The sequence below is a fragment of the Cohnella hongkongensis genome, assembly GCF_042654645.1.
Taxonomy (GTDB): Bacteria; Bacillota; Bacilli; order Paenibacillales; family Paenibacillaceae; genus Cohnella; species Cohnella hongkongensis.
In genome coordinates this window covers 275108-293516 of record NZ_JBHSEP010000005.1, presented here as the reverse complement: position 1 = coordinate 293516, position 18409 = coordinate 275108, and the positions used below count along the sequence as shown (strand labels likewise).

At 57.4% G+C, this 18409-nt stretch carries 15 protein-coding genes; 1 reads left to right on the top strand and 14 read right to left on the bottom strand.

Annotation, left to right across the window (positions count from 1 at the left end; translation table 11 throughout):
• Positions 1–20 precede the first annotated feature (20 nt).
• The 6 genes from ACFO3S_RS10110 to ACFO3S_RS10085 all read right to left on the bottom strand — a co-directional run bounded on the left by ACFO3S_RS10110 (position 21) and on the right by ACFO3S_RS10085 (position 7619).
• The gene (locus ACFO3S_RS10110; RefSeq protein WP_378094988.1) at positions 21–809 is read right to left on the bottom strand and encodes a carbohydrate ABC transporter permease; all 789 of its coding nucleotides are present in this window, start codon (positions 807–809) and stop codon (positions 21–23) included.
• Positions 810–831: 22 nt separating this feature from the next.
• Complete coding sequence (locus ACFO3S_RS10105; protein ID WP_378094986.1) at positions 832–1722, bottom strand: carbohydrate ABC transporter permease; 891 nt, start codon at positions 1720–1722, stop codon at positions 832–834.
• 87 nt (positions 1723–1809) lie between these two features.
• Positions 1810–3180, bottom strand: a complete 1371-nt coding sequence (locus ACFO3S_RS10100) for an ABC transporter substrate-binding protein (protein WP_378094984.1) — start codon at positions 3178–3180, stop codon at positions 1810–1812.
• A gap of 157 nt (positions 3181–3337) precedes the next feature.
• The gene (locus ACFO3S_RS10095; protein ID WP_378094982.1) at positions 3338–4984 is read right to left on the bottom strand and encodes a response regulator; all 1647 of its coding nucleotides are present in this window, start codon (positions 4982–4984) and stop codon (positions 3338–3340) included.
• Positions 4981–6735, bottom strand: coding sequence for a sensor histidine kinase (locus tag ACFO3S_RS10090; RefSeq protein ID WP_378094980.1), 1755 nt, complete (start codon positions 6733–6735; stop codon positions 4981–4983). The genes ACFO3S_RS10095 and ACFO3S_RS10090 overlap by 4 nt, the downstream gene beginning before the upstream one ends.
• The gene (locus ACFO3S_RS10085) at positions 6732–7619 is read right to left on the bottom strand and encodes a helix-turn-helix transcriptional regulator (protein ID WP_378094978.1); all 888 of its coding nucleotides are present in this window, start codon (positions 7617–7619) and stop codon (positions 6732–6734) included. The genes ACFO3S_RS10090 and ACFO3S_RS10085 overlap by 4 nt, the downstream gene beginning before the upstream one ends.
• Positions 7620–7743: 124 nt before the next feature.
• Between ACFO3S_RS10085 and ACFO3S_RS10080 the strand changes: the two genes are divergently transcribed.
• Positions 7744–9303, top strand: coding sequence for an ADP-ribosylglycohydrolase family protein (locus ACFO3S_RS10080; RefSeq protein ID WP_378094976.1), 1560 nt, complete (start codon positions 7744–7746; stop codon positions 9301–9303).
• Positions 9304–9339: 36 nt separating this feature from the next.
• Here ACFO3S_RS10080 and bcp read toward each other — a convergent pair whose 3' ends face one another.
• From bcp to ACFO3S_RS10040, 8 genes are all read right to left on the bottom strand, one after another.
• Entirely contained in the window at positions 9340–9900 is a 561-nt protein-coding gene (bcp, locus tag ACFO3S_RS10075) for a thioredoxin-dependent thiol peroxidase (protein ID WP_378094974.1), read from the bottom strand.
• Between the two features lie 583 nt (positions 9901–10483).
• Entirely contained in the window at positions 10484–10675 is a 192-nt protein-coding gene (locus ACFO3S_RS10070) for an FGGY-family carbohydrate kinase (RefSeq protein ID WP_378094972.1), read from the bottom strand.
• A 103-nt stretch (positions 10676–10778) separates the two neighbouring features.
• Complete coding sequence (locus tag ACFO3S_RS10065) at positions 10779–12059, bottom strand: MFS transporter (protein ID WP_378094970.1); 1281 nt, start codon at positions 12057–12059, stop codon at positions 10779–10781.
• 14 nt (positions 12060–12073) lie between these two features.
• Positions 12074–12919 (bottom strand): sugar ABC transporter permease, encoded by an 846-nt coding sequence (locus ACFO3S_RS10060; protein WP_378094968.1) that lies wholly within the window; start codon positions 12917–12919, stop codon positions 12074–12076.
• Complete coding sequence (locus ACFO3S_RS10055) at positions 12916–14235, bottom strand: carbohydrate ABC transporter permease (protein WP_378094966.1); 1320 nt, start codon at positions 14233–14235, stop codon at positions 12916–12918. The genes ACFO3S_RS10060 and ACFO3S_RS10055 overlap by 4 nt, the downstream gene beginning before the upstream one ends.
• A gap of 6 nt (positions 14236–14241) precedes the next feature.
• Complete coding sequence (locus ACFO3S_RS10050; protein ID WP_378094964.1) at positions 14242–15612, bottom strand: sugar ABC transporter substrate-binding protein; 1371 nt, start codon at positions 15610–15612, stop codon at positions 14242–14244.
• A 15-nt stretch (positions 15613–15627) separates the two neighbouring features.
• Positions 15628–16959, bottom strand: a complete 1332-nt coding sequence (locus ACFO3S_RS10045; protein ID WP_378094962.1) for an alpha/beta hydrolase — start codon at positions 16957–16959, stop codon at positions 15628–15630.
• An 18-nt stretch (positions 16960–16977) separates the two neighbouring features.
• Complete coding sequence (locus tag ACFO3S_RS10040; RefSeq protein ID WP_378094960.1) at positions 16978–18309, bottom strand: alpha/beta hydrolase; 1332 nt, start codon at positions 18307–18309, stop codon at positions 16978–16980.
• Positions 18310–18409 lie beyond the last annotated feature (100 nt).

The window sequence follows — 18409 nt, the reverse complement described above, 5'->3', positions numbered from 1 at the left end:
GATTCGTATCCCCTTGTTCGTTATTTGATGGAGCCGGAGGTCATGCCGTCCTCGAAATATTTCTGCAGCAGGATGTATGAGACAAGCACCGGAAGACTGATCAGCACGAGCGCCGCGAACACTTTGTGAATGTCGGAGGAGTACGTATCCACGAAAAACTTCGGCGCCTGCGTCACCAGCTGCATCTTGTCGCTTCTCATGAACACGAGGCCAAGGAAATATTCGTTCCACGAGTTCAGGAACGTCCAGATGACGACGACGATCGCGATCGGCTTGCTCATCGGCAGCATGATGCGCGTGAGCGCGGAGAACGAGTTGCAGCCGTCGATGCGCGCCGCTTCCAGCAGCCCGTTGGGAACCTCGTCGAAGAAGTTTTTCATCAGCAGAAGGTTAAACGGAATCGCCAGCGCCGCGATCGGGCCGATGACGGCCAGATAGGTGTCGAACAGCTGGAGATTTTTGACCGTAATGAACAGCGGCACGACGAGCGATACGCTCGGAATCATCAGACCGATCAATATCAGGTTGAACCAGCCGTTCTTGAAGCGGAATTGCAGCTTCGAGAATGCGTAAGCGCCGAGCAGCACGCAGACGAACACGATCGCGATCGTTCCGGCGGACACGATGGCGCTGTTCAGGAAGTATCGCGGAAACTGCTCGAGCTTGAGCACGGCCAAGTAATTGCCGAAGCCTTCTCCTCCAAGCGACACCTTGACCATGACATAAGCGGGAAACGCGAAAATCAGGCCGAATATCGTCAGCACGATCTGATAGAACGCCGTCGCTCCCTTGGAGCTGTGATCGAACATTGCGGGGATCCTCCTTTTCTCCTTATTTGCGATAGGCTCGCAGCTGTATCCACGTCAGCAGAAGCGCCGCCAGCAGCAGCACGATCGACAGGGCGGAAGCGTAGCCCGCATTGTATTCGAGCAGCGTTTTCGTAAAAATGTAGGTCGACAGGAACTCGGTGGAATGGGCCGGGCCTCCCCCCGTCGTCAAGTACACGATATCGAACGTTTTCAGCGCGCCGATTACGCCCAAGATGACGAGAGAGAAATGCGTAGACCGCAGCAGCGGAAAAGTAACATAACGAACCATGTGCCGAATGCCGCCGCCGTCGATGCGGACGGCCTCGTACAGCTCCTTCTCAATCATCGTCAGCCCGGCGAAATACATAATGAAGCTGAAGCCGGTAAACTGCCAGACGTTGATGCCGATCAGGCACAGCAGCGCCAGCTTCGGATCGGCCAGCCAGGTGAGCGCCAGGCTGTCGAGGCCGATCGCTTCGAAGAAGACGTTCAGCTCCCCGTCGTTGGCGTCGAAGATGCGCCGAAACACGTAAGCGACGACCGCGTTGGACAGCACGACCGGCATGAAGAAAACGATTTTGTAGAACACTTTGCCGACGACCTTGGACTTGAGCAGGATCGCGAGCATCAGGCCGAGCACCATCTGGATGACGATGGTCGCGACCATAAAAATGAGCGTATGCCCCAACGCGCTGTGGAAGATCTTGTCCTGCAGCGCCTCTCGATAGTTGGCCAGCCCCACGAACGTCTTCTGGGAGCTGATGCCGTTCCATTCCAGCAAGCTGACATATCCGATGTAACCAATCGAATAATAGATGAACATGCCGATCAACAGGACCATCGGCGCGATATACAGAAGATGGGTCCACGGAGGGCCCTTTTTCTTCGAGACGACGGAGACGTCGCGGCTCACTCGGTCACATCCTTTCTGTGCGATAACGAGGAACGCGCCCGCTTTCGCGGGCGCGTCCTCCCGTGAGGAGATTCGGCGGACGGCTTGTTATTTCTTGATCTTGTCGAACGCTTCTTGAACGAGCTGCATCGCTTGCTCCGGCGTTTTGTCGCCCGTGGCGACGCGATCGAGCGCATCCTTGAGCGCCGTTCCCAGCTCCGGATACAGAAACTCGCGCTTGCCGGAGACGTCGTTCATCTGCTCGGACTGCAGCTTGAGCGCTTGCTTCTGGAAGTCGGTGAGGACATCGCTATCGTCGAGCGGCACCTCCTTGATCGCCGGATTTTTGCCGTTCTTGGCGTTGATAGTTTGCGACTCCACCGAGCTGAACCACTCCAGCACCTTCCATGCGGCATCCTTGTTCTTGCTGTTCTTGTACATGCCGAACGCCACGTCCGGTCCGCCGAACAGCTTGCTTTTCACGCCGGTTCCCGTCATGTCCGGGAATAAGACGGGCACGACCTCGTATTCCTTGTCGATGCCGTATTTTTTCTTATGATCTTCGATCGAAGTACGAGTCATATGGCTGTTGTTCCAGGTGCCGTTGTAGATCATCGCGGCTTCGCCCTTGGCGAACTTGTCGTAGGCGTCCGGGTAGTGAGCGATGCCCAGCGCGCCCTTCTGCATGATGCCTTCGTCGAACATCGTCTTCCAGGCCCCCATCGCTTGCACGAGCGACGGGTCGGTCCACGGAATTTCGCCGGCTTCCGCCTGATAGATTTTGCCTTCGCCGAACTGGTTCGCCAGTACGATGAACGTATCCTGGTCGATCCAAGCTTCCTTGGCTCCCTGGATAAACGGGGTGATGCCAGCGGCGCTCAGCACGGAGTTAACGTGCTTCCATTCTTCCAGATTCGTCGGCGGCTGCAGACCGTGCTCGTCGAAAATCGTCTTGTTGTACCACAAGTATCCCGTCGCCGATACGAAGTACGGCAGCGCCGTCGTGCGCTCGCCGCTCTGAAGCTGCTTCAGGCCAAGCTCGACGTAGCGGTCTTCCCATTCGGGGCCCCAAGCGGACTCGGCAAGCGGGCTCAAATCTTCCAAGTATTCATCATAGAAATTCAACATCGATCCCGCTTGCAGGGCGATGATGTCAGGCGCGTCGTCCGCATTGGAGATGACGGCCAGCTTCAGCGCGTTGACATAGTCGTTGTACTGCATGCTCTTGAACTCGATCTGAACATCGTCGTGGGAAGCGTTAAACGCGTCGGCGACCCGCTGCGCCTGCTCCGGAGCCGGCTGCCAAGTCCACCATTTAACGATCGTCGGAGAACCGCTTCCGCCGGAGGACGATGCCTCCGAGGTTCCGCTCGGAGCGGAACCGCCCTTGTCGTTCGAGCCGCAGGCGGCCAGAACGGTGCCCAGAGCGAGCACGAGCGTCGTGGCAAACGCAAGCTTCTTCTTGAAATGGAATTTCATGTCATAACCCCTCCGTCTCTATTTCCTCAGTGCGTCTCCGGTTGGTGCGGATGCAAGCCCGGAGCCGCCGTCAGCCGGCAAGTCCGGCCTGAAATCAGTATAAAAGTCCGGAGAGAGCTTCCGATACTGCGAACATTCGACTTTTACTGCTTTTTGTTTACATCCGTCCCGCCGCAGCGGCGTCCCGGTATTCTTGAGGTGTCATATGGACAGACCTTTTGAAAAATTTGTAAAAATAGTGCTCGGACGTCAACCCGATCCGCTTCGGAATCTCGTGGATTTTGATCATACTGTCGCTCAGAAGCTCCTTCGCTCTAGCGATGCGCGCCTCGGCGATTTCGTCGGACAATCCTTTGCCTGTCGTCTGCTTGTACAGTCTGGATAAGTAGGAAGGGTTCAGCCCGACCGCCTCGCCGATCTGCACAAGCGTCAGATCGCCGGAGAGATGCTCGTGAATATATTTCTGAACTTTGGCGGCGATGACTCGTTCCCGATTATTTCGTTCGTCCGTTCTTCGCCGAAACAGAACGTCCGACAGAGCGAGGAAATAGGATCGAACCGAATCCCAGGAGCCGTGCGCGTCCCATCGGGACAGCAAGGACAAGTCCAGGCCGCTCCTGTCCGCGAAGTCCAGATCGATGCGATTCAGATAAGAAATAAAGGCGGCGGCAAGCGTATGGAACACCTCCATCCGATAGCTCTCCATCAAGAGCGGAGGAATTTCGTCCACGTTCAGCAGCGATTCGAGCAGCTCCCGGCAGGGCTCCTCCTGACCGCTCTCCAGATACGTTTTCAACAGATCGATCTGCCGGAGCCGGGAGCGATTAACGAAGGGGACGCCGCGCTTGCCCGCCGCCGTATCCCCTTCCGTCAGCAGAATCTCCGAGTCCGAACCGAGCCCGAAGCTGAGCATCGATTTCAGTCCGGCGAATTTGCCGTCGGCCTCCCGCCAGACGACCGGCTCGTCCGCCAATGCGAAAGAAACGCTGAGCTGCAGCAGCCGGCGGCATGATTCCTGCACCGATTCCAGCGTTCCTCTCACGAAGCGGTGCGCAGCCGCCCAGTCTCCGTCTCCCCCTTCCGAAGGTCGCGGCTGGATGAGCCATACCGCCTTGTTGCGCTCGTGAGGCAGCGACACCGCCTTCGCTTTGGGCGACAGCCACTCGTCGGCGATATTGCGGAAGGCGAACAGGAACAGCTCGCTGTCCCCGTCGCTCATGCCTTCCCTCCATCGGTCGACCCTCCCGAGCAGCAGCAGAACGGGAAGCTCCGGGGACAAGGGCACTCCGTAGCGCTCGAACTGTTCCCACGCCTGCCGCTTCGCGGACAAGCTTCCGCTCAGCAGCTCGTTCAAGTAATTCCGCCGAAGCTCCGGCAGCGCGGCGCGATATTGGGAGGTCGCGCGTTCCATCCACTCGGAGGCGAGATTTTCCTCGCGAACGCGCTCCAGCGTTTGTCCGACGCGCTCCAGAATCGTATCGAAGCCGTCCGTCTTCAGCAGATAGTCCTCGCTCCCTTGCCGAATCGCTTGCCTGGCATAGGAGAAGTCGTCGTACCCGGTCAGGAAAATAATTTTGCACTTGGGCCAGCGGTGACGAATTTCCCGCTGAAGCTCCAGACCGCTTAAGCCGGGCATCTGAATGTCCGTCAGCACGAGATCGATTTTCGTTTTATCCAACCAATCCAGCGCCTCCTGCGCGGAACTGGCGCGATATACCTCCACGCCCGGCAGCTCCGCCTCCTCGAACAGCGCGACTAGGCCGTTGACGATAATGGGCTCGTCGTCCACGATCAGCAGTCTCATTCCGTCTCCTCCTCCGTCTCCTCCGCCGGGATGCGCAGCAGCGCGCGAACGCCTCCCAGACCGTTGCGCGAGTAGCGCAGGCCGTAGCCCGGACCGTATTTGATCCGCAATCTCTGATGCACGTTGACGATGCCGGTCGTCTCCTGCTCGCCGTCCTCCAGCAGCTTGTTCATTTTCGCCAGCTCGAAGTCGCCCGCGCCGTCCCCGTTATCGTCCACAGTCAATTGCAGCGATCCCTTTTCCAGCTTGGCCGAGAAGGCAAGCACCCCGCCCTGCTCTTTCTTTTCCAGCGCATGCAGGATGGCGTTCTCCACGAGAGGCTGAACGATCAGTCTCGGCGCCTTGAGGCTCAGGCATTCGTCCGGCAGCTCGCCCCATTGAATGGCCAGCCGGTTGGAAAAACGGATTTGCTGGATCTCTGCATAGGCTTTCGCGTGCGCCACCTCATTCGACAAGGGAACCTCGTCCGAGTCGTTGCGGGTCAGGAACCGGAAATATTCGCCCAGATGCCGCGTCATCCTGCCAATCGTCGCATGATCGCGAGCCATGGCCAAATGCGAGATCGTAAAAAAGCTGTTGTACAGAAAGTGGGGGCTGATCTGCGATTGAAGCTGTTTGACTTCGGCTCGCTGCGACCGGATCTTCTGCTCGTAGACTTCGCGAATCAGCGTCCCGACCCGTTCGACCATTCGGTTGAACTGGTTGTACAGATAGCGGAATTCGTCCGCGTGATCGTGCTGGACCGAGACCGTCAGGTCGCCGTCCTCCACCCTGCGGAAGGCTCTGACCAGCCGCTTCAGCGGCTGGTGGATCAGACGGAAAATCTGCCAGGAGAAAAACAGCACGATGACGAGAGCCAGTCCCGACAGCGCCCAGGTCCAGTTCCGGTACAGATTGAGCGGACCGAGTATTCTCTCCTCGGGCAGGCTGACGATCAGCGTCATCCCCGACTTCTCGGAGCTTTCGTACGTCAGCAGATGCGGCCGCCCCTCCATCGTTACCGTTTGCTGGCCGGCGCCTGCCGCCCCGGGGTTCAGCTCCTTGAAGGCCTCCTTAACCTTATCCGTCGTCTCGGCGTTGCTCCCGACCGCGATGACCCAGTCTCCCGAATGCCCGACTAGCAGAACATGGCCTTCCCCCTCCGGAACGACTCGGCTGAGCGTGCCGCGAATCCGCTCTTCGGACACCTGAACCTCCAGCGCGAAGGCCGGCATCTCGTTCCATTCTTTGGGCGTCGGATAGTATTCAGACAGGTACAGCTTGTTCTGCCAGTAGAACGGAGCCGTTCCCGTCTCCGGGGAAGCCTTCAATGCCCGGATCTCCTCCGCCTCCAGTCCGTAGACGTAGCCGTTCTTGGTAATTCTCAGCTGCCGTCGGGGGAGATAGATCGTCGCCGACTCGATGAGCGAGTTGGCCTCTTCCATCAGCACCAGTTTGTCTTCCAGGCTGTTGACAATCCGCAAGCTTTCGTAATCGGTTAAGTAGCTGAGCTCGTTCAGCTGCTTGATATCGTTATCGATGAGAAAATGACGCTTGAACGTGGCGATCTTGTCCCATTCCTGCTCCAGCGTGCCCACATAATAATGAACGCGGGAAGCCATCGATTCGGAAATCTCTTCCTTGACGTTGCGCTTGGCCGTGTCGTTGACCAGCAGACTGCTCGCGTAAATCGGAATAATGACGAGCAGGAAGAAGAAGACCAGCCTGGCATAGATGGAGCGTTCGCGCCATCTCTTGAGCCCTTTGTTCATGTCGCCTCTCCTCCGCCCCGAAACGACTCCCTGTAGCTCTTGGGCGTATCGCCGTTCAGTTGGGTAAACATGCGTATGAAGTAGGACGAGCTGTTGAAGCCCGTCTCGCCGGCGATCCGTTGGATCGGCAGATCGCTGTTCTTCAACAGCAGCTTCGACTGCTCAATCCGGTAATGATTCAAATATTCCAAAGGCGTGCAGCCGTAATACTGCTTCATGCATCGCGTAATGTACACGGGATGAAAATGAAACGCCTCCTTCATCGCGTTATGGTCGATCTTGTCCGCGTAACGGCTGCGCAAATACTGCGCGACGCTGTCCGCCAGACGGCGCGGAGAAGTCTCCCATGCCGGACGCTCGGCGTTGCCGAGGGCGTACAGCACCTGCTGGAACAGCAGCTGCTGCTTCCACTGCGGGGCGATCCCTTCTTCCTCCTCCGAGGCGCGGGCAATCTCCTCCAGCCACTCGAATACCTGAAGCGCTCCCGGGAGCTTGCGATATTGGGGCAGCGTCAACGTAAACCGCTCGATCGGACGAAAAAATGGCGTTTCCTCGGCAGGGTCCGCCTGAATGCCGCCCCCCGCTTCCTGTCCGGCCTGCCACTCTCCCGTCGTCTGAAAATGGGCCCAGTAAAACTCCGTCGTCTCGTCGCATGGTTTTGAGCCGTAGTGCCGGACGTCGGGTCGCAGTATGAGTGCCTCCCCTTCGCGCACCTCGAACGTCCGGTCCTCTTCCGCAATATGCAAAGCCCCCTTGCGCACCGCAAGCAGGTCAAACACCTCGATCGCTTTGCGGCTCGGGTGGCGATCGCCGGCTTCGTAACGCATCCTTCCGCTGCTGATATAGTGGGGCAGCGGAGGAGCCAGAAAGTGAAGGAACGCCATACCGCTCCACTCCTTTCAAGTTTATTTTGTGCAATTTATAGGTTTATCCAGAGGATTTAATATTAAAATCATAACATGTATAGTTTGTTTGTGAAGTTTAAAATGTATGATTGGTGGGATTGTCATGCGATTGGATCTGAACACTTATCGGGACAAGGTGATGGGCTGCTGGATGGGCAAAAACATCGGAGGCACGCTCGGAGCTCCCTTCGAAGGCCGGCGGAGGATTTACGATCTGACCGGCTACGCGCAGGAAGTCAACCAGAATCCCCCTCCGAACGACGACCTCGATCTCCAGCTCGTATGGCTGAATGCGGTCGAGAAATACGGACGCCAGGTGGATGCTCGCATTTTGGGAGAGTATTGGATGTCGTTCATCATCCCGGACTGGGCGGAATACGGAGCGGCCAAAGCCAACATGAGAATGGGCCTCGTTCCCCCGCTGGCCGGCCATGTCGGCAACCCGTTCAAGGACAGCTGCGGCAGCTTCATCCGCTCGGAGATCTGGGCTTGTCTCGCTCCGGGGCTTCCGGAGATCGCGGCACGGTACGCCTACGAGGACGCGATCGTCGATCACAGCGGAGAAGGCGTGTATGGAGAAGTGTTCTGGGCGGCGCTGCAAAGCGCGGCATTCGTGGAATCCGACAAGTGGAGACTGATCGATATCGGCTTGTCCTACATTCCGGAAGGATGCGGCGTAGCTCGCGGCGTGAAGCTCGCCATCGACGCGTACCGTTCGGGCGCGGATTGGAAGGAATCGCGGAAAATCGTCATGAACGGCGTGCCGGGCACGTTCGGCGTGCTGGGCCAGCCGATCGCCGACATGGAGTCCGACATCGCCGTCGGGGAACCGGGATGGGACGCCCCGAGCAATATCGGGATTACGATTCTCGGCTGGCTGTACGGAGAGGACGACTTCGGCCTCAGTCTGTGCACGGCGGTGAATTGCGGGGAGGATACGGACTGCACGGGGGCGACGCTGGGCGCGACGCTCGGCATCATTTTGGGCCGCCAGGCGCTGCCCGAGGAATGGACGGCGCCGCTCGGGGACGCGATCAACACGAAGTGCATTCACAATCTGAGCGCGACGCTGTCCATTCCGTCCACCGTCACCGAGCTGACCGAGCGAGTGCTCCGGCTGACGCCTTCGTTCCTCGGTTATCCGACCGCGGACATTCTCGCTCCGGGCGGCTACACGCTGCAGGTGAAGGAAGGCGACGAGCTGATCTGCCGCAAGGACGACCTGTACTGCACGCGGGTGTACAACTACGGCCCCCCGAAAAATCCGACCAAGCTCGGAGACGTCGTCGCTCGCGCGCCTTATGCCGTGCTGTACGACTTCATCGCGTTCTCGGTCATTCTCGACTACAAGGAGGACCCGTTCTTCCGTCCCGGCGAGCCGAGAACGGTGCGGGTGCGGCTGGAGACAAGCGACTTCCTGAACCATCCGCAATGGCTGGAGCTGAAGTGGCATCTGCCGGAGGGCGTAACTCTCGCCGAGAATCGCTCCTGCAGCGTCTTCCTGCCCACTTACAATATGGGTGACACCGAGCTGGAATTCACGTTCGTGACCGACGAGTACAGCGGAGATCGGCTGGAGGCGCTGCTTGATATCAGCTCTCGCGGACGTCATTCCCGGGGCACGGTTCCGGTGCTTCTGCTGAAGGGTACGGCTTCGTTTTAACCTGTAAGCGCAGTGCGAACAGCCAACAGGCGCCGCTCATTCGAGCAGCGCCTGTTTGACGTTGTCCACGTGGCCTTTCACCCGGATATTGCGCCACTCCCGCGCAAGACGACCCTGTTCGTCGATCAGAAACGTGGAGCGCACGATTCCCATGTAGGTTCTGCCGTACAGCTGCTTCTCCTGCCATACGCCGTACAGCTCGCAGACGCGATGGTCTGGGTCCGACAGCAGCAGAAACGGCAGCTCGTACTTCTCCGTAAACTTGTAGTGCCTCTTCAGCTCGTCCGTGCTGACGCCCAGCACGACGGCATTCAACCCTTCGTACTCGGATCCGGCATCCCGGAAATCGCAGGCTTGCTGCGTGCAGGCCTGGGTCATATCCTTCGGATAAAAATAAAGCACGACCTTGCGGCCGCGGTAATCGCTCAGCCGGACCGCGCCCCCGTTCGTGGCGGGAAGCTCGAAGTCCGGGGCGGGCTTTCCGAGCTGCGGCTGCGCGTATTTTTGCTGCTGTCGCGGCTGCTGCTGCCTTGTCTTTGGCTGCGGTTGGGCGGGCGGTTGCGGCTTTGGCTGCTGATGTTGCTTTTGCTTCGTCATGCTTCCGGCTCCTTTGCGACTATCTTATCCTTACTATTATAGTACGTGGCGTCTGCGAGGGCGAGTTAACGTTTGTCGAGTGCCAGATTGAGCAACGGGCACAGCCGTCTCGAGAAATCCAGCGCAGAACTGGCCTCGGCACCACGCCTCCGCCACTGACGGAGCCTTGAACGTGCGAAGCCGTACGCCAAACAGCCCGGCCCAAGCAGGCTGTCCCGAAAGGGACAGGCTATGCTCCGGGCTGAGCCTCAATCTGCGAACAGAGGAATACTGCGGGTAGATTCGCTTGTACTTCTCGTATTGACGGTCGTAGTAGGCGCGCAGCGTTTCGTCGGGCGCGAACACGACCGCTTCCTTCAAACCTTTGAAGATTTGCCCGAGCGACGAGTAGTCGCCGCTCCAGCCTGCATGACGGAAACCGAGCGCGGCCGCGCCGATGGCAGCAAATATTGCGAGTCCTTTGGAACGGCCAGCTCGCAGCCGAACACGTCGCCATGATCCGGCGCCACGCCTTGCTCGCGCCGCCGCCGATCAGCGTCACGCGCCGGCCGCCGGACTCCTTCGGCGTCACCAACTCCAGAACCTAGCGCATCGAAAACGCTACGCCCTCCAGCACCGCCGCTCCCATGCGCTCGCGCGTCGTTGTCGACTTCAGGCCGATAAAGCAGCCGGAGGCGTTCGCATCCTGCACCAGACAGCGTTCGCCGTTGAGATACGGCAGGAACAGCACGTCGTCCTTGCCCCGCTCCGTCTGCTCCACGCCGCGATCGAACATCGCGATCAGCCTACTTTCAGTTAAGAGTGGGGCTATCCAAGTGGGTGCACGGCAAGAAGGAAAAGCTGGGAACCGCATAATTCGCGGTCGGGATTAACGTCACTCAAACATAAGTTCTGATCCGCTTCATGGTCAAGGTGACCGCGATGCCGACGGCCAGGAACAGCATGGAAATGATCGATAACGTCCACGATGCTCCATAACGGTCGGCGACGGAGGAGAAAACAGCCAAGCCTAGCGGCGGGGCAATCCCGGACAAAGCCCCCATCGCGCCGTACAGTCGTCCCTGAAACTCGACGCTGACTTCCGATCGAAGAATGATCTGGATGAGCATCGTGCTGAAGGCGAACATTAATCCGCAGCCCAGCACGAACGGCAATGCCGGCCATGCGCTGCGCATGATCGACAAGAGATAGAACACCGGTCCGAGCAGCAGCAGTCCCGCGCATATCCATAGGCCTCGTCGTCCTATCCGCGAACCGAGGCTCAAAATCAAGCTCGCGCCCAGCATGTAGCCTAGCGGAATGCACAGCTCGATAAATCCGAACGCAACGGGGCCCGCTTTCCATTCTTTTACCGCCATCACCTGAACCATCGTCAACGACGACATAAAGAAAAGAATAAGCAGCGGATGAAGCACGACGATCGCTCTGGCCAGGGAGTTGGCGCCGATATAACGAAAGCCTTCCTTAAGATCGCCGACAAACGTCGAGTTGCTCGGCTTCGCGCCGCGATTGGAGGGAAATTTTCCTGCCGCCAATACGCACAGCATCGACAGGAGATAGGCCAGCGAATTGAACAGAATCGCCGCAAACCCTCCTAACATCGACACGATGACGCCTGCCAAGGCCAAACCCGAGATTCTGGAAAGATTATCGGCAAGATGAATCCAGCCCGTCGCCTGCTGCAGGTTATCCTTCCCTACGATTGGATTGATCGAAGCATGAAAAGCGGGGGCCTGAAATAAACCGGCCGTCGCCAACAATGCGACCAGGACAAGGACGATAGGGAATGAAACCTCGGCATAGAAAACGAAATAGGCCAAGGCGGCCGCGATCGCGCATCTCAGCGAGTCCGATACGAGCATCAGCTTGCGGCGATCCATCCGATCGGCGACCGTGCCGGCCACGGATCCGAGCAGGACGCCCAGGATCATATGCGTCATCAGCACGGCCGCCATCGATTTGGCGCTGCCGGTCGTCTGCAAAATCCACAAGCTGAGCGCGATTCCGTTGAAGCAATCTCCGAATACGGAAATCGCGTTGCCGGATAAGATCCACATAAACGTTCGATTGCGTACGAGTGGCCTGGAAACTCCGGTTCCCGCTTCCTGCGGCGAAAGGTTAACCGATCCTTGCGAAGCGGAGACGATCTCGCTTTCCATTCCCCTCACCTCCTCTAGCCCTTGTTGGCGCCGGCCGTTAACCCGTCGACGAAGTGACGCTGCAAATACATGAACAGCAGCGTGATCGGAATGGCAATGAACACCGCTCCCGCGGCGAATAAAGTGAAATAAGCGTTCTGGTAGGAATTGACCATGTCGTATAAACCGACGGCGACCGTCCATTTCTCCTTGGACCGCAGCACGAGGCTGGCAAAGATAAAATCCACCCATGCGCCGGTGAAGGTCGTTAAAGCGACGAAAACAAGCATCGGTTTGGACAAGGGCAGCATAATGCCGGTGAACACCCGCAAATTCCCGGCTCCGTCCATACGCGCCGCCTCCTCGATTCCTTTCGGCAGCGTATCGAAAAAGCCCTTGGCGACAAATAGATTGAAAATAATCGCTCCGAACGAATAGACGATAACGAGCGCCGTATGCGTGTTCAGCAGCCCGATCTGCATGAGCAGGATATATACGGCCACCATGCTCATAAAACCGGGGAACATTCCGAGAATCAGCATCAAGGTGAGCGAAGCCTTTCTCCACGGAAACCGGAAACGGGATAAAGCATAGGCGGACAGCGTCACCAGCAGCGTACTGAGCAGCATGCTTAATACGGCCACCTTAAACGTGTTGAAGTACCAGGTCGAGAACATCAGGCTTTCGGATTGGAACAACCCCGCATAATGGTTTAGCGTCAGGCTCCTCGGAACAAACGTCTCGCTATACAGCGATTTGCCCGGCTTCAAGGAGGAGAGAACGACCCATGACGCCGGATACAAGCTCCAGCATACGACCGTCAGCAGGAAAAGATAGCTGCCGGCGACCCTGACTTTCGTCGATGTTCGGGTCTTCTTCATTGCGCCATCTCCTCCTCTTTGAACGACCGGGTTTGCCTGTAGTTCCAGATCGATAATCCGGCGATGATGATAAAGAGAATGATTCCTATCGCGGAAGCGATATTGTAAATATTGTTATTAAGCGTCAGCTTGTAAAGCCAGGTAATCAACAAATCCGTATGCCCCGCGAACTGATAGTTCGGGTTGGTCGGACCGCCGTTCGTCAGCAAATAAATGACGTTGAAATTGTTGAAATTGCCGGCAAGCTGAATAATGAGCACCGGTCCGAGCGCGAAGAGGATAAACGGCATCGTGACAAGTCTCGCCTGCTGCCAGCGTCCGGCCCCTTCCACTCTGGCCGCTTCGTACAATTCGGCGGAAATCGAGGATAAAATCCCGCTGACCAGCAGGAACGACAAAGGCATTCCGATCCAGACGTTCACGACGATGACCGTAAACTTCGCCCAGTAGGGATCCGTAAGCCAGGGCAGCCGTCCCAATCCGAAGTACGACAGGTACTGGTTGATCGGACCGAACTGCCCGTTGAACATCATCTTCATCGCCAACAAGGAAATCATCTGGGGAATAGCGTAGGGAATGATGATCAGCGTCCTCCAGACTCCCTTAAGCACGATTTCTTTCTGGGAGAGAACGAGAGCGACGATCAGTCCGCTCCCGAACGTCGTCGCGGTAGCTACGAACGCCCATAATACCGTCCAGCCCAGCACGCCGAAAAAAGTGCCGCTCCAGCTTTTTAACCGGAACAGTTGGGCGAACGAGTCCATTCCGGTCCAATCGACCAGATTCCCCGGAGGAATATGGTGCGGCGAGGAATAGTTCGTGAAGGCAAGCAGAATCATGAACACGATAGGCAGAATGGTCAGGAACAGAATGCCGGTTGCCGGAAGAACCAGCATCGCCTGCGCGAACTTGAAATCGTGAATAAAGATCAGCGTTTGCCTGAAGCTTGCCGGAGATCGGCCGGAATCCCGGCCTCGTCCCGTCCGGTAAGCGTCGCGAATGACATTGGCATAGAACAAAACATAAAGCGCGAACAGAAACAGCACGATCAAGCCTTGAATCATTAGATTGATGGAATGGTCTCCCGGAATGGATACGGACTTGCCGTCGACCTCCGCAAGCCGGGACGGAACGTCCCCGAGCGTGACGATGCCCCATATCGCCTTCGGCAGCACGGTCCAAAAATAACCGGCCGAGACCGTGCCGAGAGCGAGCAGACAACTCCCTTTTATCCATTGACGGTTGTAGATCTGGCCCGCTCCCGGCAGAAGAACCGAGAGGAGCGCCGCGGTCGGCCCATGCTTCTTCGTCTTCATCGGCCGTCAGAAGGGAGCCTTGGACGAGTCCGGCTCTGCGGCCGGCTGATCCGCTTGCCGGGCGTTGAGCGCGATGGCGTCCCGAATATGTTGAACCGCCCGATCCAGCACCTGCTTCGCATCCTTGCCGTCCCATATTTCCACCATCGCCGCATCCATGGGCACCCATATGCTAGTCACTTCCGGTATGGAAGGCGCCGGGTGCGAGGCGCTGAATTGCTTATAGAAAGCGCTGGCGATCTCGTCATCCTGAATGATCGGATTCTGCGCCGCTTCCATATGCGTAGGAATCGCGCCGGTCAGCTCGTAATTCAGCAATTGCGCCGACTTGTTCGATGCGAACCTGGCGAACAGCATGGCAGCGTTCGGATATTTGCTGTAGGCGCTCACATACCAGGAATTCACCTGAGACAGCGTCACGGAATCATGCCCGCCGATGGCCGGAACCGGCGCCACCCCGAAATTGACGCCCGCCTGCCGGAACGTATCGATAAACCAGGAACCGGTGACGTTCATTGCTACGCTTCCTTCGCTAAACAGCGTCGTCTTGATGTCGCTGGCGATGTCGCCCGCGGAAATCGGCAGAATCTCCTTTCGCAATCCCGCGAAGACTTCCATCCCTTTGACCGCGCCGTCGTTGTTTAAACCGATATCTGCAGGATCGGTGCCGTTGTTTCCGAAGATATAGCCGCCGGCGGAGCCGATGAAGGGATAGCTGAAATAAAAGAAAGGCGCGTCGAACATAAACGCGTACTTGTTGCTATCCGGATCGTTGAACGTTGCGGCGAACTCGACGACCTCTTCGATCGTCGCCGGCGGCTTGCTTATCAAATCCTTGTTATAGAACATCGCATAGGTCATCACCTTGATCGGATACCCGTACAGCTTGTTGTTGTAGGACGCGGCGGCAACGGCGACCGCTTCGTGCTCGCTGCGGGTCGCGGCCTCGAATTCGTCGTTGGGCAGGATCAACCCGGCGCTGGCCGCTTTTCCCAAATGATCCTGAGATGTCGTAATGACGTCCGCGGCCAGCCCGGCCGGACCGTCCAGCTCGAATTTGCCGATCTGATCCATCGTTCCGAGCTCCTGCATGCTGACCTCTACGCCGTAGATTTCCGTGAATTCCTTCATTATCGCTTCCACGAACGGAAGCGCTTCCTTGCTTTCCCAGATCAGCAAGCTGGCGCCGGGCTCCGGCGTCAGCTCCGTATCCAGCCTCTCGAACTTCAGATCGAACCTGCTCTGCCCGCCCGCGCCGCTCTCGGCCGCGCCGGGACCGGCCGCATCGTTCGAGCATGCTGTCGCGATGAACAGCGAAAGCGATAAGATGAGGAGCGAAAATCTGGTTGCGCCGCGAGTCGTTGTTGAATGATTCATTGAATGTCCCCCGTTCTATATGGTTTGACCTTGAATCCAGCTCAGCACTTCGTAACGAAGCGTTAAATTCTCGTTCGCGACGAACTGCCTCTTCGGCACGGCCCTGCCTCCTGCGCCGGCCTCCCGCAAACCGGAATATTCGCAGACGTGGAAGGAAAACCCCGTACCTCTTGGCAATACGAAACGCCTTCGATACGTCCGCGGTCCGACTTTCTTCAGTTCCACTCCCGCGTACACTCTAGCCTCCGCCGCAGTGTCCACCGGAACGACAACCTCGAGATCCACCTCGACTTCTGCGGATAATTCGGGCACGATCTTTAAAGGCTTCGATACCGAGAACGCAGGCCCGAAATATTCAATGGTGCATTCCCCTTCTTTCACCGCCTGAATTAAACCTTGCGGGGTGATATGCGCCGAATCGCCCGGCGTTACATTAAAGCGCGCTTCCAAATCGACTATTTTTAAACCGCTTTCAAGCGAGATAATCGGATAGACGCAGCTGCTTGCCCCGCTTATTCCCGCAACGTCTCCACCAATCAATTCCGCTGCGGCAGGCGATCCTTGATCTCCGAAAAAGTAAATGAGCGGAGCGTGCACCCGTTTCTCCCACGCCTCTTCGTTATGCTCGGCCTGCGGCTCGTAGCAGAACATGAGGTCTTCTCCGGAACGGTAACCGATCTCCGCGAGATGCTCCGCCATGCGCCTTACATGATCGACCTGAACAGTCATCCCTTCCATACCGCCCGTGTCTATCCACAGCCGCAGCGGACGCTTCTTGGCAAAATGCTGAACGATAGGCAAATGCGTCATTTCTCTTTCATCGTATTGAGCGAAGTACGGCGAGATCATGGCCAGCTTGCCGAACACGTCGGAACGGCGGAACCCGATATGATAGGTGACGAGTCCTCCTCTTGACGAGCCCATCATTGCCGTGTGGCGGCTCTCCCGCTTCGTCCGGTAAATCCGATCGATATAGGGCTTCAGCTCTTCCGCCAAAAATTCCTCGTACAGCTCGCCCCGGCAGGGATATTCGAGCGTATCGGAGTACGGGCCGTGGTGCGCGAACTCGCTGTTTCGCTCCAGCCCCATGTTCGCTGCGGCCACGACGATCAATTCTTCGATTCGTCCCTCCTCGATCAAGCGGTCGCATATGTGATGCAAGTTCCAGGATTGTCCGTTAAATGCGGCGTGAAATACGTTCTGACCGTCATGGACGTACAGGACCGGATACGTTCTGTCCGGTTCCTGGTCGTAGCCCGGCGGCAAATAAACGAAGACGTCCCTCTCGTTGCGCAAACACTCCGACCGAAAATGGTTCATGGTCTCGATTCTCGATGGGCTTGTCATCGATCCTCCATCCTTTCCTTAAGACTCGGGCCTCAAGTCGATCCAATTATGCACCGTATAGCCGACTTGCTTGTCTCCATCCGCGACAAGCCTTCTGTAGGGCATCCGTCCGAAATCCTGGTCGACTTCTTCCTTCTCGTAACCGCGGGTAATCAGAAAGTCGAACGTTAGTCCCCGAGGCAGCCGGATCGTTCCGCCGTACAACCCTTTTTCAAGCTTCGGAACTTCGAACGTGGCATAGATCTCCGCGTCTTCCGGCGTCGACTCGGGAACGCGAATTTCGAGCTCGATCTCTACCGTCTCGGACAACCGATCCACGACGGTATACACCAGAGCCGTCTCATGGCCTTCGCAGCTATAGATGACCCTCGCAGTGCCGGGCTTCTTCGGAAGCAACCTACCGTCGGGAGCGACCTCGAGAATGTCCGGATTCTCCGTCCGGTAGCTGCCGTTCAAGTCGCTGAAGCGAAGACCGTTGTCCAGCGTGACGACCGCATTGGCGCACATCGCCGGGCCGACGACTCCGACGATGTCGGAGCCCTGAAGCTCCACTCCGGCCACGGCGCCCTTTCTTCCGAAAAAATGAAGCAGCGGCATATGCGCTCTTCTGCCCCAGTCCCATTCGGAATGCGCGGCTTCCGTATCGTGGAAATAATAAAGCTCCTCTCCTTGCTTCCAGCCCGCTTGCAGCATGCTCTCAGCTACGTTTTTCACATGGAACGGCATGAAGAAACCTTCCGCTCCGCCGATGTCCAGCCAGATCTTCTGCCCTTCGTTGTACGGGTACAACCGGTATTGAGGCGTTTCCTTCAGCGTATAAGGATCCACTTTCATGAAAAACGGCGACAGGATCCCCAGCATGCCGAATACCTCAGGGCGGCGAAGCCCGATGTTGTACGTAGCGATCCCGGCTGCCGAGGACCCCATCAAGGCGGTATTCTCCGCTGCCGGCAGCGTTCTGAAGCGGCGATCCACGATCGGCTTCAGCTCCTCGATCAGAAAGTGCTCGTACTGCTCGCCGACGCAGCGGATCGGATAAGCGCACAGATCGTGGAAATATTCGCTGGTCCCGTCTTCGTACTTGTGCTCGACGGCGACGATGATGATCGGCCGGATAAGTCCCTCGGATATTAATCGGTCGGCTACCCGATGCATCCCCCAGGATTCCCCAGATGGCTTTCGAGGTTCGAACACATGCTGGCCAACGTGCATATACAGCACCGGATACCGCTTCGTCGGCTCGTCGTCGTAGCCTGCGGGCAAATAAATATAGACTTCTCTTTCATTCCCAAGACGGGATGCGCGTACCTCGGATAGTACAATCAATTTCGATAGAGCCGAAATCGCCATTTTGGAATCCCCTTCTGTAAGGTTGTTGCTTAAAATCTTTAACTTAACCGGTTAAGTGATTTCAGTATAGGGGGTTGCGCCGAACCTGTCAACCGGCAGG